At 53.6% G+C, this 20859-nt stretch carries 20 protein-coding genes, 2 pseudogenes and 1 other annotated feature; of the genes and pseudogenes, 4 read left to right on the forward strand and 18 right to left on the reverse strand.

What is annotated here, in order from left to right; translation table 11 throughout:
- From BVU99_RS17380 to thrS, 11 genes are all read right to left on the reverse strand, one after another.
- Complete coding sequence (locus BVU99_RS17380) at positions 1-552, reverse strand: glutathione peroxidase (RefSeq protein ID WP_025302621.1); 552 nt, start codon at positions 550-552, stop codon at positions 1-3.
- 45 nt (positions 553-597) lie between these two features.
- A complete protein-coding gene (gene btuC / locus BVU99_RS17385) occupies positions 598-1605 on the reverse strand; it encodes a vitamin B12 ABC transporter permease BtuC (protein ID WP_025302620.1) in 1008 nt (335 codons plus the stop codon).
- A gap of 179 nt (positions 1606-1784) precedes the next feature.
- Complete coding sequence (locus BVU99_RS17390) at positions 1785-2225, reverse strand: DUF2502 domain-containing protein (RefSeq protein WP_099816791.1); 441 nt, start codon at positions 2223-2225, stop codon at positions 1785-1787.
- Positions 2226-2778: 553 nt separating this feature from the next.
- Positions 2779-3075, reverse strand: a complete 297-nt coding sequence (ihfA, locus tag BVU99_RS17395; RefSeq protein ID WP_004931414.1) for an integration host factor subunit alpha — start codon at positions 3073-3075, stop codon at positions 2779-2781.
- A gap of 4 nt (positions 3076-3079) precedes the next feature.
- Positions 3080-5467 (reverse strand): phenylalanine--tRNA ligase subunit beta, encoded by a 2388-nt coding sequence (gene pheT / locus BVU99_RS17400; RefSeq protein WP_099816790.1) that lies wholly within the window; start codon positions 5465-5467, stop codon positions 3080-3082.
- A gap of 14 nt (positions 5468-5481) precedes the next feature.
- Positions 5482-6465 (reverse strand): phenylalanine--tRNA ligase subunit alpha, encoded by a 984-nt coding sequence (pheS, locus tag BVU99_RS17405; protein WP_043143373.1) that lies wholly within the window; start codon positions 6463-6465, stop codon positions 5482-5484.
- Positions 6466-6652: 187 nt separating this feature from the next.
- Positions 6653-6775: a sequence feature (Phe leader region), on the reverse strand.
- A complete protein-coding gene (gene pheM, locus BVU99_RS25235) occupies positions 6727-6771 on the reverse strand; it encodes a pheST operon leader peptide PheM (RefSeq protein ID WP_121626058.1) in 45 nt (14 codons plus the stop codon). Its footprint overlaps the feature before it by 45 nt.
- A gap of 113 nt (positions 6776-6888) precedes the next feature.
- Positions 6889-7245, reverse strand: a complete 357-nt coding sequence (gene rplT / locus BVU99_RS17415; protein WP_004931417.1) for a 50S ribosomal protein L20 — start codon at positions 7243-7245, stop codon at positions 6889-6891.
- 43 nt (positions 7246-7288) lie between these two features.
- Positions 7289-7486, reverse strand: a complete 198-nt coding sequence (gene rpmI, locus BVU99_RS17420; RefSeq protein WP_004931418.1) for a 50S ribosomal protein L35 — start codon at positions 7484-7486, stop codon at positions 7289-7291.
- A gap of 98 nt (positions 7487-7584) precedes the next feature.
- Positions 7585-8136 carry a translation initiation factor IF-3 gene (infC, locus tag BVU99_RS17425; RefSeq protein WP_048233542.1) on the reverse strand — a complete coding sequence of 184 codons (552 nt, stop codon included), beginning with the start codon at positions 8134-8136 and terminating at the stop codon, positions 7585-7587.
- 3 nt (positions 8137-8139) lie between these two features.
- Complete coding sequence (gene thrS, locus BVU99_RS17430; protein ID WP_025159696.1) at positions 8140-10068, reverse strand: threonine--tRNA ligase; 1929 nt, start codon at positions 10066-10068, stop codon at positions 8140-8142.
- A gap of 258 nt (positions 10069-10326) precedes the next feature.
- Here thrS and BVU99_RS17435 point away from each other — a divergent pair.
- A pseudogene (locus BVU99_RS17435) lies at positions 10327-10621 on the forward strand (SOS response-associated peptidase family protein); the annotation flags it as partial.
- A gap of 147 nt (positions 10622-10768) precedes the next feature.
- Here BVU99_RS17435 and BVU99_RS17440 read toward each other — a convergent pair.
- The 3 genes from BVU99_RS17440 to BVU99_RS17450 all read right to left on the reverse strand — a co-directional run bounded on the left by BVU99_RS17440 (position 10769) and on the right by BVU99_RS17450 (position 13970).
- Positions 10769-11584: a LysR family transcriptional regulator gene (locus tag BVU99_RS17440; RefSeq protein ID WP_099816788.1), complete on the reverse strand. Its 816-nt coding sequence runs from the start codon at positions 11582-11584 to the stop codon at positions 10769-10771.
- Between the two features lie 151 nt (positions 11585-11735).
- Positions 11736-12935 carry an L-dopachrome tautomerase-related protein gene (locus tag BVU99_RS17445; protein ID WP_099817362.1) on the reverse strand — a complete coding sequence of 400 codons (1200 nt, stop codon included), beginning with the start codon at positions 12933-12935 and terminating at the stop codon, positions 11736-11738.
- A gap of 33 nt (positions 12936-12968) precedes the next feature.
- Complete coding sequence (locus BVU99_RS17450) at positions 12969-13970, reverse strand: zinc-binding alcohol dehydrogenase family protein (RefSeq protein ID WP_099817361.1); 1002 nt, start codon at positions 13968-13970, stop codon at positions 12969-12971.
- Between the two features lie 168 nt (positions 13971-14138).
- Here BVU99_RS17450 and BVU99_RS17455 point away from each other — a divergent pair, with 168 nt between their 5' ends.
- Positions 14139-15038, forward strand: coding sequence for a LysR family transcriptional regulator (locus tag BVU99_RS17455; protein ID WP_099817360.1), 900 nt, complete (start codon positions 14139-14141; stop codon positions 15036-15038).
- A gap of 145 nt (positions 15039-15183) precedes the next feature.
- Here BVU99_RS17455 and BVU99_RS17460 read toward each other — a convergent pair.
- The 3 genes and pseudogenes from BVU99_RS17460 to BVU99_RS17475 all read right to left on the reverse strand — a co-directional run bounded on the left by BVU99_RS17460 (position 15184) and on the right by BVU99_RS17475 (position 18339).
- Positions 15184-16318: pseudogene (locus BVU99_RS17460) on the reverse strand (IS3 family transposase).
- 107 nt (positions 16319-16425) lie between these two features.
- On the reverse strand, positions 16426-17049 hold the full coding sequence (locus BVU99_RS17470) for a hypothetical protein (RefSeq protein ID WP_099817358.1): 624 nt from the start codon (positions 17047-17049) through the stop codon (positions 16426-16428).
- Positions 17050-17289: 240 nt separating this feature from the next.
- Entirely contained in the window at positions 17290-18339 is a 1050-nt protein-coding gene (locus tag BVU99_RS17475) for a YrzE family protein (protein ID WP_043143370.1), read from the reverse strand.
- A 223-nt stretch (positions 18340-18562) separates the two neighbouring features.
- Here BVU99_RS17475 and BVU99_RS17480 point away from each other — a divergent pair, with 223 nt between their 5' ends.
- Positions 18563-18790 carry a hypothetical protein gene (locus tag BVU99_RS17480; protein ID WP_025302614.1) on the forward strand — a complete coding sequence of 76 codons (228 nt, stop codon included), beginning with the start codon at positions 18563-18565 and terminating at the stop codon, positions 18788-18790.
- Positions 18791-18897: 107 nt separating this feature from the next.
- Positions 18898-19584 carry a MarC family NAAT transporter gene (locus BVU99_RS17485; RefSeq protein ID WP_025302613.1) on the forward strand — a complete coding sequence of 229 codons (687 nt, stop codon included), beginning with the start codon at positions 18898-18900 and terminating at the stop codon, positions 19582-19584.
- 36 nt (positions 19585-19620) lie between these two features.
- On the opposite strand, the gene BVU99_RS17490 is transcribed toward BVU99_RS17485, so the two are convergent.
- Complete coding sequence (locus BVU99_RS17490; RefSeq protein WP_060447251.1) at positions 19621-20754, reverse strand: ABC transporter substrate-binding protein; 1134 nt, start codon at positions 20752-20754, stop codon at positions 19621-19623.
- Positions 20755-20859: the final 105 nt, after the last annotated feature.

Consider the following 20859-nt stretch of genomic DNA (forward strand, 5'->3'; position numbering starts at 1 on the left):
TTATCCCGCCAGCGCTTGTTTCACCGCCGCCACCAGCGCCGGATCCTCTGGCGTGGTGTCAGGCGAGAAGCGCTGGATCACCGTGCCGTCGCGTGCGATAAGGAATTTCTCGAAGTTCCACAGAATATCGCCGGTATGCTTCGGCGCACGCCCTTTGCTGGTCATCCGCGCCAGGAACTCGCTGCCTTCCGGGGCGACAGCTTCCGGCTGGGCGGCAATCAACGCCTGATACAGCGGATGACGGCCTTCGCCGTTCACCTCAATCTTGGCGAACATCGGGAATTGCACGCCGAAGGTTCCGCGGCAAAACGCCAGGATCTCTTCATTGCTGCCCGGCTCCTGACCCAGAAATTCATTGGACGGGAACCCCAGAACTTCCAGCCCCCGATCGCGATAGGTTTCGTACAGCGCTTCCAGCCCTTCGTACTGCTTGGTCAGGCCGCACTCCGAGGCTACGTTGACCACCAGCAGCACCTTGTCCTGATAGCTCCCCAGCGTGGTGGCCTGATTTTCGATGGTCTGTAACGGCAGATTGTAGATTGGCTTACTCATCGGTTGTCATCCTTTGGTTTTTTAATGGCAGGTGAATAAAGAAAACTACCTTACGCCCTTTGTCCGGGTCAGTAACCAGATAAATAGCGGCGCCCCCAGCGTGGCGGTCACCACGCCGATCGGCAGCTCGGCCGCCAGCAGCGCAACGCGGGCCACCACATCGGCCACCAGCAACACGCCGGCCCCCGCCAGCGCGCAGGCCGGCAACAGATAGCGCTGGTCAGTCAGGCCCGTGAGCCGCAAAATATGCGGGATCACCAGGCCGACGAAGCCGATCACCCCGGCCAGCGCTACGCTGACACCGACCAGCCAGCCGATCGCCAGCACCAGCAGATTGCGCCACAGATGCAGCGACAGCCCGAGCTGTCGCGCCTGCACCTCGCCCAGCGCCATCAGATTGAGCACCCGCCCCTGGCCACACAGCCACAGCAACACCGGCAGCAGCGCCAGCACCAGCCACTTTTGGCGCCAGTCTACGCCGCCGAAGCCGCCCATCATCCAGTACATCAGCTGCCGCAGATCGAGACTGGTACTGAAATAAACGGCCCAGGTCATCAGCGCGCTACACACGATGCCCAGCGCCACGCCGACCAGCAACAACCGCGCATTGGTCAAGCGTCGCCGGCGAGCAAAGCCCAACAGCAAGAAAGTCATCGCCAGCGCACCGACTATCGCGGCGGCGCTCATCAGCGCCACCGGCAACAAACCGTGCCCCAACAACACCGTCAGCACCAGCGCGACACCGGCGCCGTTAGCGACGCCCAGCAGACCGGGCTCCGCCAGCGGGTTTTCAAACAGCGCCTGCATCACCGCGCCCGCCACCGCCAGGGCCGCGCCGACCAGCATCACCGCCAGCGCGCGCGGCAAGCGCAGTTGCCAAACGAACAGTTGCGCCCGTTCGCTGAACCATTCTGACGGCCATATCCATTGGTCGCCGGCGCAAAGGCTGAACAGTAAAGCCACCGCCACGCCCAGCGCCAACAGACTGACCTGGCGTTTATCGCAGTAACGTTGATGTTGCAACAGTAAGGTGAAGGTACGGCTGGTTGGCATGGCGCGGCGATTCCCTGCCGGCCGCTGTCGTGGCCGGATAATTGACGTCTGAGTCGAATATTAGGGGGTTAACGCCGCAAGGGGAAGCCTTGCGTAGGCGATGGCGCAGGAAAGCAGCGGCTGGCCCTGCCCGTCATCGCAACGATGATGGCAAAACCAGCCGCCGATAAACTCAGGGATTAACGATGCGGGCCGGCGTTGCCCGGTGGATAAGGCTGACCGCGGCCGCCATCACGGCGGTCATGGTCACTACGATCGTCATGACGGCGGTCGTGGTCGCGATTATCGCGATCGCCGTGGAACGGATTGCCGCTGCGTGCCGGCTGGCGATGTTCATAGCCACGCGGCGGCGAAGGTTGCCAGCGTCCGCCGTCCCAGTACAGACCGCGCGCATTGCGCTCCCCCAGACCTCGGCCCTGGTGCGCATGCCACCACTGCGGTGGGCGCCAGTCGTAGCCATCCCAGTAGTAGCCGCGGCGGTCCTGATCCCCCAGGTGCAGAGAAACGCCCGGCACGTTGATATCGACGGACACATCGGCCTGCGCCGCCAGCGGCAGCGACAGCGACAGCGACAGCGACAGCGACAGCGGGATACACACCAGCAACAGGATTTTTTTCATTTTACCTTCTCACTCTATTTTTCTTGCTGCAGTGGTTATATCAGCGCATTTATTTAACGACTATCTCATCGATACCTATTTTCAGATCGTTTTCGACGGCCTTACACAATCCCTACACTGTTTGCCGCCGCCTTTAATTATCATAGCCACTGACAAGGCTTAACGAATTGCTGACATCGCTTAAGCGACGCGACAATTATAATTAACCGAATTCCCATCGGAGGATAATAAAATGATTAAACGTATAGGTAGGTTGTTAGCCGTTGTAGCCTTGGCCTCAAGCCTCAGCGCCTGCTGCTGGGGCCCTCACTGGGGCGGCGGCCACCGCGGCGATGGCCCTGGCCATTATTACGGCCGTTACTGAGGAGAGAAAATAGATTCACTCATCAACAATAATAAGATATAAGAATATTCCGCAACTGAGGTTAAATTAATCCCTCCATACCGACTTAACGAACAAATTTGATAGTCGCCTTGAGAATTAGGAATAAACTGAATTTTGTCCCAGAAAAGAAAAAGGCCGCGCAAGCGGCCTTTTTTGATGTCACGTCACTCACCCTTTCGGGCTGGCGTTTTCTACCCGGCTTTTCAGCTTCTGCCCCGGACGGAAGGTCACCACGCGGCGCGCCGTAATCGGAATGTCTTCGCCGGTCTTCGGGTTACGCCCCGGACGTTGGTTCTTGTCACGCAGATCAAAGTTGCCAAAACCCGACAGTTTTACCTGTTCGCCATTCTCAAGGGCCCGACGGACCTCTTCAAAGAACAGTTCCACCAGGTCTTTGGCGTCCCGTTTGCTAAGCCCAAGCTTCTCAAACAGGTGTTCTGACATTTCAGCTTTAGTAAGCGCCATAGGTTCAATCCCTCAAGGATGCTTGGAATCGCTGTTTTAGAGCCTCTACGCATTTTGCAACGGTAGCGGCTATCTCCTCTTCTTCCAGTGTACGAGCGGTATCCTGCAATACCAGACTGATAGCCAGGCTCTTGTCACCTTCTGCCACGCCCTTGCCACGGTACACGTCAAACAAGTTTACGCCAACTACCTGATTTGCGCCAACTTTCTTACACTCGACCAAAATATCTTCTGCGGGGACGTTTTCAGCCACCACAACAGCGATATCACGGCGGTTTGCCGGGAAGCGCGAAATCTCCCGCGCCTGAGGCACGGCGCGGCTCGCAAGCTTGTTCCACTCCAGTTCAAACACCACGGTGCGGCCGTTAAGATCCAGTTTACGTTCAAGTTCCGGGTGAACCACACCGATGAAACCAACGCGTTCGCCGTGCAAATAAATCGCCGCACTTTGCCCTGGATGCAGGGCCGGATTGGCTTCCGCCCGGAACTGAATTTCGGATAATTTACCGGTCAGCTCGAGGACAGACTCCAGATCCCCTTTTAAATCATAGAAGTCGACGGGCTTGCGCGCCAGATCCCAATGTTCATCGTGCGTATGGCCGGCGATCACGCCTGCCAGCATGACGTCCTGACGGATACCCAGATTTGCCGCACTATCAGGCACAAAGCGCAGGCCGCTTTCGAACAGGCGCAGACGCGTCTGCTGGCGGTTCTGGTTGTACACTACCGCGGACAGCAGGCCGGTCCACAGCGACAGGCGCATGGCCGACATTTCGACCGAAATCGGGCTCGGCAGGATCAGCGCTTCTTCATTCGGATGCAGCAACGCCTGCACTTTCGGATCGACGAAGCTATAGGTGATCGCTTCCTGATAACCGTGATCGACCAGCATGGTCTTCACGCGCTTGAGCGTCAGATCGGCTTCGCGATGCTGGGTCATCACCAGATCGGCACGCACCGGCACATCCGGGATGTTGTCGTAGCCGTAAACACGCGCCACTTCTTCCACCAGATCCTCTTCGATCTCCATATCGAAACGCCAGCTCGGCGCGATCGCTTGCCAGCTGTCGCCCTGCTCGGTCACCTGACAACCCAGGCGGCGCAGAATGTCGCTGACCTGCTCGCTCGGCACCACGTGGCCGATCAGGCGATCCAACTTCTCGCGGCGCAGCGTGATGGTGGCGCGCTTTGGCAATTCGTTTTCATCGGTCACGTCAATAATCGGACCGGCCTGGCCGCCACAGATGTCGAGCAGCAGGCGCGTGGCGCGCTCCATCGCTTTGTACTGCAGCGCCGGATCGACACCGCGCTCATAGCGATGAGAAGCATCGGTGTGCAGGCCGTGACGGCGCGCGCGACCGGTGATCGATAGCGGGCTGAAGAAAGCGCACTCCAGCAGCACGTCCTGGGTTTCCCCGTTGACGCCGGAATGCTCGCCGCCGAAGATGCCGCCCATCGCCAACGCTTTTTGATGATCGGCGATCACTAAGGTGTCGGCGTTCAGTTTGGCTTCGTTACCGTCCAGCAGCGTCAAGGTTTCCCCTTCTTCCGCCATGCGCACCACGATGCCGCCGTCGATGCGGCTCAGATCGAAGGCGTGCATCGGCTGGCCAAGTTCCAACAGCACATAGTTGGTGACGTCGACGACGGCATCGATAGAACGGATACCGCAACGACGCAGTTTTTCACGCATCCACAACGGGCTTGGCGCCTTGACGTCGATGCCTTTCACCACGCGGCCCAGATAACGCGGGCACGCCTGCGGCGCGTCAACGCGGATCGGCAGCGTGGCGTCGATAGTGGCAGCCACCGGGCTCATATCCGGCTCGGTCAGCGCAACCTGGTTCAGTACGCCCACGTCACGCGCAACGCCGATGATGCCCAAGCAGTCGGCGCGGTTCGGCGTGACGCTGATCTCGATGGTGTTGTCGTTCAGTTTCAGATAGTCGCGGATGTCGGTGCCGATCGGCGCATCCAGCGGCAGCTCAATGATGCCGTCATGATCGTCGGAAATGCCCAGCTCGGAGAATGAGCACAGCATGCCTTCCGAAGGCTCGCCGCGCAGCTTGGCGGCCTTGATTTTGAAGTCGCCCGGCAGCACCGCGCCCACGGTGGCGACCGCCACTTTCAGGCCGGTGCGGCAGTTCGGCGCGCCGCAGACGATGTCGAGCAAGCGATCGCCGCCTACGTTAACCTTGGTGACGCGCAGTTTGTCGGCGTTCGGGTGTTGGCCGCACTCGACCACTTCGCCCACCACAACGCCGTTAAACGCGCCGGCAACCGGGTCCACGCCGTCCACTTCCAGACCGGCCATGGTGATTTGATCGGATAATGCTTCGCTGCTGATGGCCGGGTTTACCCACTCGCGCAACCAGAGTTCACTGAATTTCATGTGATATTCCCGCCTTACTTAAACTGTTTGAGGAAACGCAGATCGTTTTCGAAGAATGCGCGCAGGTCGGTGACGCCGTAACGCAGCATCGTCAGGCGCTCCATGCCCATACCGAAGGCGAAGCCGGAGTAAACTTCCGGATCGATGCCCACGTTGCGCAGCACGTTCGGATGCACCATGCCGCAGCCCAGCACTTCCAGCCATTTGCCGTTCTTGCCCATCACGTCCACTTCAGCGGACGGTTCGGTGAACGGGAAGTAGGACGGACGGAAACGAACCTGCAGGTCTTCTTCAAAGAAGTTATTCAGGAAATCGTGCAGCGTGCCCTTCAGGTTGGTGAAGCTGATGTCTTTATCGACGATCAGCCCTTCCATCTGGTGGAACATCGGGGTGTGGGTCTGATCGTAGTCATTACGATAAACGCGGCCCGGCGCAATGATGCGGATCGGCGGCTGCTGGTTCTTCATGGTGCGGATCTGCACGCCGGAGGTCTGAGTGCGCAGCAGGCGCGTGGCGTCGAACCAGAAGGTATCGTGGTCGGCGCGCGCCGGGTGATGCCCTGGAATGTTCAGCGCGTCGAAGTTATGGTAATCGTCTTCAATCTCCGGGCCGGTGGCAACGGAGAAGCCCAGCTCGCCGAAGAAGGTTTCGATACGGTCGATGGTGCGGGTCACCGGATGCAAACCGCCGTTTTCCATACGACGGCCCGGCAGGGAGACGTCGATGGTTTCAGCCGCCAGGCGCGCGTTCAGCGCGGCGCTTTCCAGCGCGTTCTTGCGCGCGTTCAGGGCGTCTTGCACCTCTTGCTTGGCCTGGTTGATCACCGCGCCGGCCGCCGGGCGGTCTTCCGCCGGTACGTCGCGCAGAGACTGCATCTGCAAGGTGAAATGACCTTTCTTGCCAAAATATTCGACGCGTACCAAATCTAACGCGGCAACATCCTGGGCATCTTCTACGGCTGCCTTGGCACTGGCAACCAGCTCTGCGAGATGTGGCATTGCTTTCCTCTTCCTCTGGCCGGGATGGCCCTAAGTAATTGTTATCTATTATTCGAACACGCCTTTGAGCAATCTTCAAAGACTTTTCAATGCGTTGTCGGCCGGATGGCTCACCTGCGCGGCACAGGGCCGGCTGAGTACCCGCCATTCTCACCGCAACGCTTTGCAAGGCGAGCCGATGGCCAAAAACAAAAAAGCCTCCACGAGGGAGGCTTAGGCGCTACTTTTCGTTTCTTTTCTTACGCGCAAAGCCTCCTGAAATCAGGCGCTAAAGTAAAAAAAGAAACGAAAAATAGCTGCGTGCATGATTGCGGTACCTTGTCGATGATTGACCACCAGTGATATAGCGGCGGGCAATGAAAGTCAATATTTGTCGCTGAAAACAAAGATTAAAAGAGGGAGCAAGCTCCCTCTTCTACTGACTTACGCCAGAGCTGCTTTCGCTTTCTCAACCAGTGCGCCGAAGGCCACTTTGTCGAAGACTGCGATGTCAGCCAGGATCTTACGGTCAATTTCGATCGACGCTTTTTTCAAGCCGTTGATGAACTTGCTGTAAGACAGACCGTTCTGACGAGCAGCTGCGTTGATACGTGCAATCCACAGCTGACGGAACTGACGCTTACGTTGACGACGGTCACGGTAAGCATACTGGCCTGCTTTGATTACTGCCTGGAAGGCAACACGATATACGCGCGAACGGGCACCGTAGTAACCTTTCGCCTGCTTCATAATTTTCTTGTGACGTGCGCGTGCAATTACACCACGTTTTACGCGAGCCATATGCTCTCTCCTAAAGTCTTATTCTAAATTCAAAAAAAATGGCTTATGCGTACGGCAGGCACGCGGTAACCAGGACCAGATCGTTTTTAGACACCATGCCTTTCGGACGCAGGTGACGTTTACGCTTGGTTGCTTTTTTGGTCAGAATATGACGCAGGTTGGCATGTTTACGCTTAAAACCACCGCTGCCGGTTTTTTTGAAGCGCTTGGCTGCACCACGTACAGTTTTAATCTTTGGCATTTTAATTAAATCCACTTCGCATTGTTAAACAACGAATCAGTTGGGCGAATAAAACCCACACAGCGCAAGCGCCGCGCGGGTTCCATTACTTGTAAGCCTTACTGTTTCTTCTTAGGAGCGAGCACCATAATCATCTGGCGGCCTTCGATCTTCGTAGGGAAGGATTCGACCACTGCCAGATCCATATCTTCACACAGGTCTTTACGGACGCGGTTAAGCACTTCCATGCCGATCTGCTGGTGCGCCATCTCACGCCCGCGGAAACGCAGGGTGATTTTGGCTTTATCGCCATCTTCCAGAAAGCGAATCAGGTTGCGTAGTTTGACCTGATAGTCGCCATCATCGGTGCCAGGACGGAATTTGATTTCCTTAACCTGGATAACTTTTTGCTTCTTCTTCTGTTCTTTCGTCGACTTGCTCTTCTCGTAGAGGAATTTGCCGTAATCCATGATTCGGCAAACTGGCGGTTCGGCATTTGGGCTGATTTCTACTAAATCAACGCCCGCTTCCTCAGCTTTTTCAAGAGCTTCATTCAGACTGACAATACCAATCTGCTCGCCATCGACGCCGGTTAGGCGAACTTCTTGCGCGCGAATTTCTCTGTTAATGCGATTAGGACGCGCCGGTTGAACTCGTTTTCCGCCTTTAATACTTTATTCCTCCAGTTGATGAAGACTACGGCTGCGAATCTCTTTCAGCAGCTTGTCTACGACTTCGTTTACGTCCAGGCTTCCCAAGTCTTTGCCACGGCGGGTACGAACGGCAACTTTGCCTGCTTCGACCTCTTTGTCACCGCACACCAACATGTAAGGGACTCGACGTAAAGTATGTTCGCGAATTTTAAAGCCAATCTTCTCATTTCTCAAGTCCGCTTTCACGCGAATACCTGCATCCTGCAGTTTTTTGGTCAATTGCTGGACGTAATCAGACTGGCTATCGGTGATATTCATCACCACCACCTGCACCGGAGCGATCCAGGTCGGGTAGAACCCGGCGTATTCTTCGGTAAGGATACCGATGAAACGTTCCATGGAGCCCAAAATGGCGCGGTGAATCATTACCGGCACGACGCGATCGTTGTTTTCGCCAACGTACGATGCGCCTAAACGGCCCGGCAAGAAGAAATCGAGCTGCACGGTACCACATTGCCATGCGCGATCCAAACAATCATGCAGGGTAAATTCAATTTTCGGTCCGTAGAAGGCGCCCTCACCCGGCTGATATTCAAACGGAATGCCGTTCTCGGTCAGCGCGGCGGCCAGGTCTTCTTCCGCACGGGTCCACATGTCGTCGGTGCCGATGCGTTTTTCCGGACGCGTGGACAGCTTGACGGCAATCTTGTCGAAGCCGAAAGTGCCGTACACGTCATACACCATGCGGATACATTCGTTCACTTCGGCGCGCACCTGCTCTTCGGTACAGAAGATGTGGGCGTCATCCTGCGTGAAGCCGCGCACGCGCATCAAGCCGTGCAGTGAACCCGAAGGCTCGTTGCGGTGGCAGCTGCCGAATTCCCCCATGCGCAGCGGCAAATCACGGTACGACTTCAGGCCCTGGTTGAAGATCTGCACGTGACCCGGGCAGTTCATCGGCTTGATGCAGTATTCGCGGTTTTCCGACGCGGTGGTGAACATGGCGTCTTTGTAGTTTTCCCAGTGGCCGGTTTTTTCCCACAGCACGCGGTCCATCATGAACGGACCTTTCACTTCCTGGTACTGATACTCTTTGAGCTTCATGCGCACGAAGGCTTCCAGCTCACGGAAGATAGTCCAACCGTCGTTGTGCCAGAACACCATACCCGGCGCTTCTTCCTGCATGTGATACAGGTCGAGCTGTTTGCCGATCTTGCGGTGATCGCGCTTGGCCGCTTCTTCCAGACGCTGCAGGTAGGCGTTCAGCTGCTTCTTGTCTGCCCAGGCGGTACCGTAGATACGCTGCAGCATTTTGTTTTTGCTGTCGCCGCGCCAGTAAGCGCCGGAGGTTTTCTGCAGTTTGAAATGGTGGCAGAAACGCATGTTCGGCACGTGCGGGCCGCGGCACATGTCGACGTATTCTTCGTGGTGATACAGACCCGGACGATCGTCATGGCTGATGTTCTCATCCAGGATCGCCACTTTATAGATTTCGCCGCGCTCAGCGAAGGTGTCACGGGCTTCTTGCCAGCTGACCTTCTTCTTGATGACGTCGTAATCCTTATCGGCCAACTCGTGCATCCGCTTTTCCAGCAGATCCAGGTCTTCCTGCGTCAGGGTCCGGTCGATGTCCACGTCATAATAAAAACCGTTGTCGATCACCGGACCGATCGCCATTTTGGTATCCGGCCACAGCTGCTTGATCGCATGACCCAGCAGGTGCGCGCAGGAGTGGCGCATGATTTCCAGACCGTCTTCATCTTTGATGGTGATGATGGCCAGCTGCGCATCTGATTCGATCAGATCGCCGGCGTCAACCAGCTCGCCGTTGACGCGGCCGGCGATACAGGCTTTCGCCAGGCCAGGGCCGATATCGCGCGCGACATCCATCGGGGAAACGGGGTGGTCGAAATGACGCTGACTTCCGTCAGGAAGGGTAATAACAGGCATTAATAATTCCTTATCTACAGTGGTGACCCACACGACAGATCACATGAAGAAATACAATATTGTTTAACTACATGATGTTATCGACGCTATCCAGCTTTACCCTGCCAGATATGTACACTCATATGTACACAATTTGAAATGTACTATGTTGTTACGCCATAACGGGATGAGTAGTCTATCACTAGTGAAAGGCCATCATCTACAAGAGGATTTACAAACACTCCCCTCGCCTATACTTCCTCTAAAGGGATACCAGTTATGTGTGGCCATTTTGCTCAAGTTCAAACTCGTGCAGATTATCTAGATGTTCTGGCATCCGATCTAGAATTTGCCGGCGCATTGGATAACGTGCCGATTGCGCGTTACAATGTGGCGCCAGGCATCCGCGTGCTGGTGCTTAATCAACGCAGCGATAAGTTGCATCTCGATCCTATCGAGTGGGGTTACGGGTTACGACCCAGATTGGTGATGGGAAATGAAACATCAGCCAGTTATCAATGCCCGAGTTGAAACTACAGCCACCAGCAGGATGTTTAAGCCGTTATGGGAGCACATACTCTATAATCGATTAAACGCTGTGGCGCTCATAAGAATAATTGAAATAGGTGAATATGAAGAGTTGTAATGGTTACACATGCTTCTGATCCAACTCGGTTAACGAAATAGTGTGTGCTGTTAAAACACTTCTATCCCCCTTATATCAGTCGTTTGCTCCGATTAATCTTTTAGGTAAATCATTTACCATATAAATGAGGTGTTTGACATATTCATCCCGAAGATTTTCTCGATGACATACAGAATATGAGTAAGTAAGATTGGTTGGCTTGCTTATGAAACCATTAGTTTTCATAAACTCACTCACTAAAATATCAGGAATAACTCCAGATGCAGGCAATAATTGCATTAGACTCCATTTATCAGAGAAAGATGATGTTACTACATTTCGATGGCAGCTAGCATCACATATAACATCTTCGTTTCTGAGAGAAACATATGGTACAGAGCTAAATACTTTTTCTGGTGAGAGAAGAAACATTGTCCCTTCTAACATATGAAGCATCTTAAAACCCATAATAGACTCTTTTCGAGCGCTCAAAACCACATCAGGATCCAATTCATTAATCATATCCTCAGAATCATAAAAAATGACTTCTATGACAGGTAATCTACGTGAGCTAGATATAAAACACTTAGCAAGCATGACTGGGAGGCGATTAGATATAAGCACCTTTAACGTAAGATCACCATGAAATTTTGACATTTCAATTTTAGATTCTAGTTCCCTTGCTGCTTTGATGACTTTTAATCCATCTTCTAGAATAAGTCGTCCCATATCGGTAAAGGTGGTTCTGTACTGTTTCCTGTCAAGAATTACCACCCCAAGTATAGACTCCGCTTTTTTAATCTGGTAACTAAGTGCGGATGGGGTTTTGCATAATTTGTTAGCGGCACAAGAAAGTGTTTTAAATTTATTTATTGCATCTAATGCCACGACCAAATCAAGACTAATCTTCATGCAACCACCGGAATTAATGACACATAATATGACAAATAAAAGAGAACAAATACATTTAAACCCATTTTTGTTAGAAGAATGCCCACTATTGAGCGCATTCTAAGTCAAGGGGGTGCCCCCCCCCCCCCGACATCCATAATTCAAAAAACGGTTATTTGGTACTCGCTGGTGCGGCGTTAATTTTCACCCTGAGTAATGCATAAGGTTTCTGTCGTTTATCTTTACCCATATGGAAACCTGGTTGACGATGAAGTTGATTCACTGTGAAGTACAGGTAACCATCGGGACCAATCGAAAGTGTATCGGGCCAGAGTATATGCGGCCCATGAGCAATGGTTGTCCAGTTACCTGTTTTATCCATTTTACGAATAGCGTTACGCTCATAGTCTCCGGCATATACGGCACCTGTTGCATCAGCTTCCAGGCCATCAGAAGCCCCTTTCTCTCCTAGATCTTTTACCGCTGCAGACAACTGTTGCTCAGACACATTCGGGTCACGAAGCATTTCAGTTGAGATCGAGAACAAATGACGCCCCGAAAGAGGGCTGTAATACAACGTTTTACCGTCAGCAGACAATGCAATACCGTCAGAAGCCACGCTAAATGGAGCAGTATCCCCATTCGAATTACGCTGCAGAAGAGTTTCCCCTTCAACTACCGGTACAAAACTTTGCTCCGGTGACGTTGAACGATCACCGGTAAGCCGGCGTACCGCTTTACCTGAATCCAGATCAACTACGATGATGCCACCAGTACCAGATAAGGATGAATCGGTAATGTAAGCCATACCTGCTTTACCAACTCGGTAGTCAAAACGTACGTCATTAACATATGTGGTAGGCAGGATCACGTCATTATGTAAGACGATAGTTTTGACTACTTTGTTGGTATTCAGATCGATAGCCACTAATTTTGCACCACCGTCCACGGGTTTAGCGAATTTAGGCGCAGCAGTATCCAACACCCAAAGTTTTCCCTGTCCATCGGCCACAACACTTTGTACGCTCAGGAAGTGACTTCCAGGCTGGCTATTAACTGCCTCATTAATTTTCGCATTTGGGTATGGTATGACCTCATTATTTTTGACTTCCGCGACGGTGAATGGAACATCATCTCCCCAACGTGGAAAATTAACGAAAATTCTGCCGGTTTCTGTAACGGTTACTCCTGTAGGCATTGCACCACGGAAAGTCGCAACGACTTCTGTTTCACCTACAGTACGATCACTTGCAAGTTGTTCAAGCGCTGCCACCTGATGAGTTGAGGAAGCCAGCGTACTAATTGAAGTTCCGGCTAACGCTAGACCGATCGCTGTCCTTACCAGCGTTTTAGTGATACTAATCTTTTTCATCTTTTTCCTGCCTTGTTAGTTAATAAATTGATATTAGAAGCCCTCGAGTACGATTTTTCCTTTAGCTTTGTTGCTTTCAATTAATGCATGGGCTTTACGCAGATTAGCGGCGGAAATTTTGCCATAGTGCTCACCTAAGGTACTTTGTAATTTACCCGCATCGATCAGTTTGCTGACTTCCATCAGAATTTCATGCTGACGTTGCATATCCGTAGTTTGGAACATGGAGCGAGTAAACATTAGTTCCCAGTGAAGAGAGATAGCCTTTCGTTTCAATGGCATAGCATCAAGATCATTCGGATCGTCGATGACTGCAAGACGGCCTTGTGGCTTCAAAACGTCGATAATCTGCGTATAGTGCAGGTCGGTATGAGTCAGGCTAGCCACATAGCGCACATTTTCGATACCCAGGGCCTTTAGTTGTTCAGCGAAAGGTTTACGATGATCGATAATATGATCTGCACCTAAGGCTTTAACCCATTCAGAAGTTTCCGGGCGTGAGCTGGTACCAATGACAGTCAAGTTAGTCAGTTTACTGGCTAACTGAGTCAGGATAGACCCCACACCGCCGCCAGCCCCCACAATCAGAATAGCTTCGTTGTTACTCTGCCCGACTTCCAAACGATCAAACAGGAGTTCCCACGCAGTCAGAGAAGTCAAAGGCAGCGCAGCCGCTTCAGCATTTGACAATGTATATGGTTTTTTGCCAGCGATACGCTCATCCACCAGACCATATTCAGCATAAGAACCAGGACGTATGATGGAACCAGCGTAGAAAACTTCATCACCCGGTTTGAACAAAGTGACTTTTGAGCCCACAGCTTCAACAATTCCAGTGGCGTCCCACCCCAGAATCCGTGGTTCTGTTACTGGCGAATTTTTACGTACCTTCGTATCGACTGGGTTTACGGCAATAGCTGAAATCTTAACTAATAGATCGCGCTCACCTGGTTGAGGTTTAGGAAGGTCAATCTCATAGAGTGATTCTTCGTTAGTGATGGGCAGATCGTTTTGGCTGTAGACAATGGCTTTCATAGATAACTCCCGAATTTTGCTTTAGAAATGCCGTTGTGGCATGTATTAAAATCATAGTAACCCTAGCGACAAGCTTAAAAAACAAGCCAAAATGAGTATCACTTTCACTAAAATAGTGAAAATGGGTGGTAAACTAACCCTACTATTATGCTAATGTTGTGAGGGAGTATGGTCCGCCTTGAAGATGTGAGAATTTTTGTTCGCGCAGCGGCACTTGGAAGCTTTTCGCAAGCGGCTCGCGAAGCGGACATTCTACCTGCACAAGCAAGTGCGGCGATCCAGAGGCTGGAGAGAGATCTTGATACCCGGCTTTTTGTTCGCTCAACTCGCAGCCTACGATTATCTGCCCAAGGGGAGAAATACCTGCCTTTTGCCCAAGAAATGCTAAGTGTGATTAGAGCTGGTTATGACAGCCTGAAAAACAATGACGACATTCTGGAGGGAAAATTAAAAATCTCGCTACCCTCCGATATCGGACGTAATATCTTGCTTCCGCTAATTTCTGACTTTTGCCAGAAGCATACTAAATTTTCGGTAAAGTTGCTGTTCTCCGATGAAGTCAGTAATATTTATCGCGATCCAGTAGATATTGCTGTGCGCTATGGATTGCTGCAAAACAGCAGTTACGTAGCCCAACCTCTGGTCGTGAATAACCGCCGCTGTCTCGTCGCATCCCCAGATTATATCGCCCGCAAAGGTCCACTGGAAACATTAACACAGCTGGCAGAGCGGGAGTGTCTTCTTTATCTGCTCGATGGTCAGACTCATGATGTCTGGCCATTCGAAGATGAAAACGGAAAAAAAAAGGTGACTGTTCATAGCCGTTTTGTAGCGAACGATGCTGATGTTACACGCCGCTGGGCTGTTGCTGGGCTTGGTATTGCCTATAAATCATGGTTGGATGTCGGCCCAGATATTGAACAAGGCCGTCTGATACAGCTCTTGCCGGATATATTGGGCGAAGCAGCCCCACTCAACTTCATCTGTCCACATCGTAGCCAATTATCTTTAGTCGTACGTAAACTATATCATCATCTAAGAGATCATTTTGATAGTCAAAATAATTAATAGTGTTTGACTATTAGAGAATTTAACTTCAGGTGTTGAATACTTAATTAAAAGGTGCCAAAAAACAGTTTGAATATAAATACGAAGCAACATGATCACCACTGTTTTGGTGGACTGACCCCACGCTCGTAGACAAATTCTGTCCTCACGACGAGGCCCGTTCAAAGGCCTCCGGACCGACGCCGCCGATGTGACTGTGACGCCGGGCCCGGTTGTAGAACACTTCAATGTAATCGAAGATATCCGCCCGGGCCAGATCCCGGGTTTTGTATATTCTCTTCCTGATGCGCTCTTTTTTCAGTGAACTGAAGAACGATTCGGCCACTGCATTATCCCAACAGTTACCACGCCGGCTCATACTGGGTGCCAGGTTATTGGCCCGACAGAACCGTTGCCAGTCGTCGCTTCCGTACTGGTTGCCCTGGTCTGAGTGCACGATGACCTCGCTGTCCGGTTTACGTCGCCAGACCGCCATCATCAGCGCATCCAGTGCCAGTTCGCGTGAGAGGGTCGGCTTCATCGACCAGCCCACCACGTTACGGGCGAAGAGGTCGATAACCACCGCCAGATACAACCAGCCCTGCCAGGTGCGGATGTAAGTGATGTCGGTGACACAGACCTGATTGGCCCGGACAACGGTAAACTGCCGCTGTACGCGATTAGGGGCAACCACCGAAGGTCGGCCGGCGATACGCCGTGGTGCTTTATAGCCCCGCACGGCTTTAATCCGGTTCAGTTGCATAATACGGCCCACCCGGTTTTTGCCGCAGGTTTTCCCGATTTCGTTCAGATCGCCATGAACCCGCCGGTAACCGTATACGCCTCCGCTCAGTGAATATGAATCACGGATAAGCGTCAGCAGACGCTGGTTATCTTTATCACGCGCCGAGACCGGGTTGTGCAGCCACGCGTAGAACCCGACCCGGGCGACATGCAGTACCCGACACATCGTCATCCCCCCCATACAGTGCGGTGCTCATTGATAAAGCGGTACTTCAGTCGGGCTCCCTTGCAAAGTACCGCGTGGCCTTTTTCAGGATATCCCGTTCTTCTTCGGTACGTTTTAGCTGTGCCTGTAGTTTCAGGATCTCGCTTTTGGCTTCCAGTAAATCCCGGGCATGCTGTTCGCTGTTATCAGGTTTGATAGCTCGTAGCCACTTATAGAGGCTGTGTGCAGAAACACCCAAACGGTCAGATACTTCGGCAACGGAATAACCGCGTTCCGTTATCTGACGGACAGCTTCTTCCTTAAATTCAGGTGTAAATCGTGGTGTGCCCATACGCTCCTCCTATGCTCACACTATAGGGCAGGATCGTCTACCGGGGTGGGGTCAGTCCAAAAATGACTCTGAGGTGTCTGTTAAACCCGTGGCTATTCACGCCGCCCTCACACTTCCGCCTCATTCGCCGCAAAAACGCCTTTCAGATAGCTGATGGTAGCCAACAGACACAGGCCGTAGCCCAACAGTTCGCACCCCTCTTCCACCATGTTTTTCACCACTCGGTTGTAGCCGTCCAGCATCAGCGTTTGCCACAGCGCGCTCATGCCGAACAGGCGTGAAAAAACCAGAATGCACAGCAGGCCGGCGCACATCATGCCGTAGCCAGGGTGCGACACGACATAGGCCAGACCGCGCACCGTGGCCGCAATATGCCGTGCCGCATGCCACAGGCAGGCCAAGGCGACCGCCAGTGCGAACCACACCCAGGCGCCATGCCACAACGCATCGAACGCGAAGTCCATCTCGCGGATCAGCATGCAGAGAAAGAAGCCGCCAACCAGCAGCCAGGCGGAACGCCGTTCAGCCTGTCGCCGGGCCGCGGCGAAAAAACCGCCGGAGATGGCGAGCAGCAACAGTTCCTGTGCCGCTTCGGTCAGCGAGGTTTCATGAACGAAGTTATGCAGCCAGTGCACATCGATAAACACCAGGCCGACCAATGCCGCCATGAAGGCGGCGGAAAGCGCGAATGCGCCGATTTTCCCCAGTAAAAGATGCAGTTCTTGTTTCATAATCACACTCATTATTATTTACAGCGCATCTATGGTATCCACCTGTTCTCAGGGATCGTGGCAATTGGTGCCTAATGCCCTGAGCCACGCGAAAGGTGGTCGTTAATTACGCCGAAACAATAAAAAAACCCCGGCACCTGGGCCGGGGTGGGGCCAGTCTTTCCTGGCTGTCACTTCATCGTCGTCAGTATTCCAGGCTCTCATCCCTCTATCATCGAGACGCGCAAAGGAGCCCGAAGATTACGCCTGCGCAGGTGATACCGCGATACGGCGGGCATTGGTGTTAACGCCCCACAAGCCTGCCAACGCACTGACCACTGCGCCAATCAACAGCGCAAAGAATGACCATAATGCAGCCCGCGACAATTCGTCTGCAGCAGCGGCAGCCTGTTCGCGCGCCTTCTGTTTCAGCTCCACATACTCCTGTTTTGCCTGATTGATTTTTGCTTCGGCGTCATCCAAACGCTGATTAACCAGCTGTGCAGTTTTATTTTTGGCTTCGACCAAATTCTTCACCGTCTGGTCCACTTCCTGCGGCGTCATATCGGTATTTTCTGCCAAGGCCTTTTTCAGGGCGTCTTGATCCACATCTTGCGAGATGGCCTCACCCTGTTTTTTAAGCTTGGCGACCAGTTGATTAATAATGGCGTCGCTATTGTCAGGCTGAAGTGCCAGGGCTTTTACTGCGTCCGCCAAATCAGTTTTGGCCGCATTCAACTGCTGTTGCATGAATTCAGGCTGCAATGACGGGATACCGCTTTTTTTAAGCGCCGTAACCACATCGCCTTGCAGCTGTTCAGGTTCCAAGGTTGTGTCAATGCCCAACTTGTCAAACACTTTACCGCCGGCGTCCGCCAATCCGGATGCCCCTTTGCCAATCGCTGAACCGGCGCCGGAGAGCAAGCTGCCGGAGGTCGAAGCGATAGCGCCCAGCGCATTGCCGGTCGCCTTCACTGCAGACCCGACCAGCATCCCACCCAGTACCGCCGCCACAATCAGTGACGTAGCCCAGACCAGGAAGCCATGAATAAGTCCGTCATTAGCAGCCAAACGCCCAGCAATAAAAGCGCCGGCGGCCAAACTAATAATGATTGAAACAGCGGACCAAATCACTACGGTGGTACCGGCGCCGTTTATCGGATCGTCTGATGTCGGATCCACGATGGAGAATCCAAGACTGGTGCCTAACGTCGACAGCAACAGTGAAACAGCCAATACGGTGATCACGCCGCCGATGACGCTGCCCCAGGAGATTTTTTTCGCCGCTACCCATTCTTTTGCCACTTCCATAGTAAAACTCCTTTTAAGTTTTCGATTATAAAGAAATGCCAGAAAGCCTTACCATTATAGACTCGCTTCATCAATCAGGCGGTTAAAGGGTGAAAACAGTTAAAAATAATTAATGATAATAACATCAAGAGTGCGTCTACTCTCAGCGGCGATACGCTGACAGACCGTCTTAGCATCACTATTCTTACGCTATCCACCAGTGAACAGGGTCTTAGCGCAAAACATGAACCGGTTACTCGCAGCCCTCATCGTGGCGTGCGCGGCATTGGCGACGTTATATGGGCTGGTGCATTTTGGCGCGCGTTCGGTGCCGCGCGCGATCGCGGTCAACGAGGCGCCGCTGGGGTGTGAGGATGAACCTGAGCTCGCCGGCGAGTGCGGCGATGACGATGAGGCTCCCGCCGACGAATTTCGCCGGCCGGCGACGCTGAACGCCCGGGCCGACGGTTAATTAACGTTACGAGCTATCCCCATTGCCGCCAGGCGTACGGCAGGCTAGGCTGTTCAGCTCATGGGCCGCCGTTTGGCGGCTTGAACGTTGCACAGGGAGTCTATTTTATGACGGGTATTTTGCAGTTATTCCAGGCCATCGGACTGGGTTTGGTGCTGCTGTTGCCGCTGGCCAACCCGCTGACCACGGTGGCGTTGCTGCTCGGGTTATCCGGCAATATGACGCGCGAAGAGCGTAATCAGCAGTCGCTGATGGCCTCGGTTTATGTGTTCTGCATCATGACGGTGGCGTTTTACGCCGGGCAGGTGGTGATGAACACCTTCGGCATTTCGATCCCCGGCCTGCGCATCGCCGGCGGCCTGATCGTCGCCTTCATCGGTTTTCGCATGCTGTTCCCGCAGCAGAGCCCCGAAGACGCGCCGGAGGTGGAGAGCAAGTCGCACGAGCTGCGCCACAAGACGTCGGCCAACATCGCCTTCGTGCCGCTGGCCATGCCGAGCACCGCCGGGCCGGGCACCATCGCGATGATCATCAGCTCGGCATCGAGCGTCAAAGCGAACTCGCTGGGCTTTGAACCCTGGGTGTTGGCCGTGGCGCCGGTCGCCATCTTCCTGACGGTCGCGGTGATCCTGTGGGCCTGCCTGCTCAGTTCCGGCGCCATCATGCGGTTGGTGGGGAAAAGCGGCATCGAGGCGATCTCGCGCCTGATGGGGTTCCTGCTGGTGTGCATGGGCGTTCAGTTCATCATCAACGGCGTGCTGGAGATCATCTCCACCTATACACCGACCGCCTGATCATACAAAACGGGCGCGACATCGCGCCCGTTGCCGTTATTTCCCCGCCGGCGCCTGCGCGCCCAAAATGCCCTTGCCTTCCGGCACTTCGGTAAAGCGACTGAGGATCTCGCTGTAGGTCTTGGCCGGATCCAAATCCGGGAACTGCGCCGGATAGATAAACTTCGCCAGATACTCCAGCCCGACGATGTTGTACGGGTGGTTGTAGAAGTTATGGTAGATACCGTAGAACCGCCCTTCCTTCACCGCCGACACCTGCGAGAACCCTGGGCGCTGCTTCATGCGGTTGAAGGCCTCATCCACCTGCTGCTGCGTCACGCCATAGCCGAACGGCACCGCGGCATTGGTCTTGCTGGCCCACTGCGAGCCGGAAACGATATACGCATCCGGTTTCATACTGATCACTTTTTCCAGCGCCACGTCGCCGGTCGCACCCGGCAGCAGCGCAGAACCGATGTTGCGCGCGCCGACCGCCTCGACCAGTGCCCCCCAGCCGACGTGCGCATGGGTGAAGCAGCAAGATTCCAGGCCATTCAGGCCGGCCTTGGCTTCGAAGAACACCAACGGTTTGGGTTCCACCGACTGCGTTTTGGCCAGAATGGCCTGATAATGCTGCTGATAATAATCGGTATATTGCTTGGCTTCGCTTTCACGGTTGAGGGTTTCCCCCAACAGCGTCACGCTTTTCGGCGTGTTTTCCACCGGCTTGAGCATGGTATCGATAAACAGCACCGGCACGTTCAGCGCCTTCAGCTTATCCAGCACGCCGGTTTGGCTCAGCGAAGGCTTGGAGCGCAGCTGGGCGATCATCAGATCGGGGCGCTTGGCGATCACGCTCTCCAGATTCACCTCGCCTTTATCGCTGAATCCCATGTCGATGATGTTTTTCGCCGCCGGCCATTTGCTCTGCAAGATTTCCCAGGTCGCCGCGTCGCTTTTCTTCAGCAGGTTATTCCAGGCCACCAGCCGGCCGAACGGGTTGGCGCGATCGAGCAGCGCCAGCGTGAGAATGTCGCGCCCGTCCTGCACCACGATGCGTTTCGGCTCCTGCGGGAGGGTGACCGTCTGGCCGGAGGTGTCGGTCAGGGTCAACGGATAGGTAGTGGCCATCGCCGGAGAGGCGAGTAAGGCGGCGCAGACCAGCGCCGGCAAAGTGATTCGACGGTGCACGAAAGACTCCTTAGTCATGAATACATTCAGGAAATACTAATGAGAATGGCTTGCATTATCAAAGATAACGCCCAGCATGCCGGCGATTAATTGCAAAGGGATGTG

The organism is Serratia sp. OLAL2 (assembly GCF_002752475.1).
In the GTDB taxonomy this organism is placed as follows: domain Bacteria; phylum Pseudomonadota; class Gammaproteobacteria; order Enterobacterales; family Enterobacteriaceae; genus Serratia; species Serratia bockelmannii.

What these genes read in the sequence shown, in the direction of transcription:
- btuC (WP_025302620.1), bottom strand. Translation starts at nt 1,605, where the DNA reads ATGCCAACCAGCCGTACCTTCACCTTACTGTTGCAACATCAACGTTAC.
- rplT (WP_004931417.1), bottom strand. Translation starts at nt 7,245, where the DNA reads ATGGCTCGCGTAAAACGTGGTGTAATTGCACGCGCACGTCACAAGAAA.
- BVU99_RS17440 (WP_099816788.1), bottom strand. Translation starts at nt 11,584, where the DNA reads ATGAAGATTAGTCTTGATTTGGTCGTGGCATTAGATGCAATAAATAAA.
- pheT (WP_099816790.1), bottom strand. Translation starts at nt 5,467, where the DNA reads ATGAAATTCAGTGAACTCTGGTTGCGCGAGTGGGTAAACCCGGCCATC.
- BVU99_RS17470 (WP_099817358.1), bottom strand. Translation starts at nt 17,049, where the DNA reads ATGAAACAAGAACTGCATCTTTTACTGGGGAAAATCGGCGCATTCGCG.
- rpmI (WP_004931418.1), bottom strand. Translation starts at nt 7,486, where the DNA reads ATGCCAAAGATTAAAACTGTACGTGGTGCAGCCAAGCGCTTCAAAAAA.
- BVU99_RS17455 (WP_099817360.1), top strand. Translation starts at nt 14,139, where the DNA reads ATGGTCCGCCTTGAAGATGTGAGAATTTTTGTTCGCGCAGCGGCACTT.
- BVU99_RS17475 (WP_043143370.1), bottom strand. Translation starts at nt 18,339, where the DNA reads ATGGAAGTGGCAAAAGAATGGGTAGCGGCGAAAAAAATCTCCTGGGGC.
- thrS (WP_025159696.1), bottom strand. Translation starts at nt 10,068, where the DNA reads ATGCCTGTTATTACCCTTCCTGACGGAAGTCAGCGTCATTTCGACCAC.
- BVU99_RS17390 (WP_099816791.1), bottom strand. Translation starts at nt 2,225, where the DNA reads ATGAAAAAAATCCTGTTGCTGGTGTGTATCCCGCTGTCGCTGTCGCTG.
- BVU99_RS17450 (WP_099817361.1), bottom strand. Translation starts at nt 13,970, where the DNA reads ATGAAAGCCATTGTCTACAGCCAAAACGATCTGCCCATCACTAACGAA.
- BVU99_RS17485 (WP_025302613.1), top strand. Translation starts at nt 18,898, where the DNA reads ATGACGGGTATTTTGCAGTTATTCCAGGCCATCGGACTGGGTTTGGTG.
- ihfA (WP_004931414.1), bottom strand. Translation starts at nt 3,075, where the DNA reads ATGGCGCTTACTAAAGCTGAAATGTCAGAACACCTGTTTGAGAAGCTT.
- pheS (WP_043143373.1), bottom strand. Translation starts at nt 6,465, where the DNA reads ATGCCACATCTCGCAGAGCTGGTTGCCAGTGCCAAGGCAGCCGTAGAA.
- BVU99_RS17445 (WP_099817362.1), bottom strand. Translation starts at nt 12,935, where the DNA reads ATGAAAAAGATTAGTATCACTAAAACGCTGGTAAGGACAGCGATCGGT.
- BVU99_RS17380 (WP_025302621.1), bottom strand. Translation starts at nt 552, where the DNA reads ATGAGTAAGCCAATCTACAATCTGCCGTTACAGACCATCGAAAATCAG.
- BVU99_RS17480 (WP_025302614.1), top strand. Translation starts at nt 18,563, where the DNA reads ATGAACCGGTTACTCGCAGCCCTCATCGTGGCGTGCGCGGCATTGGCG.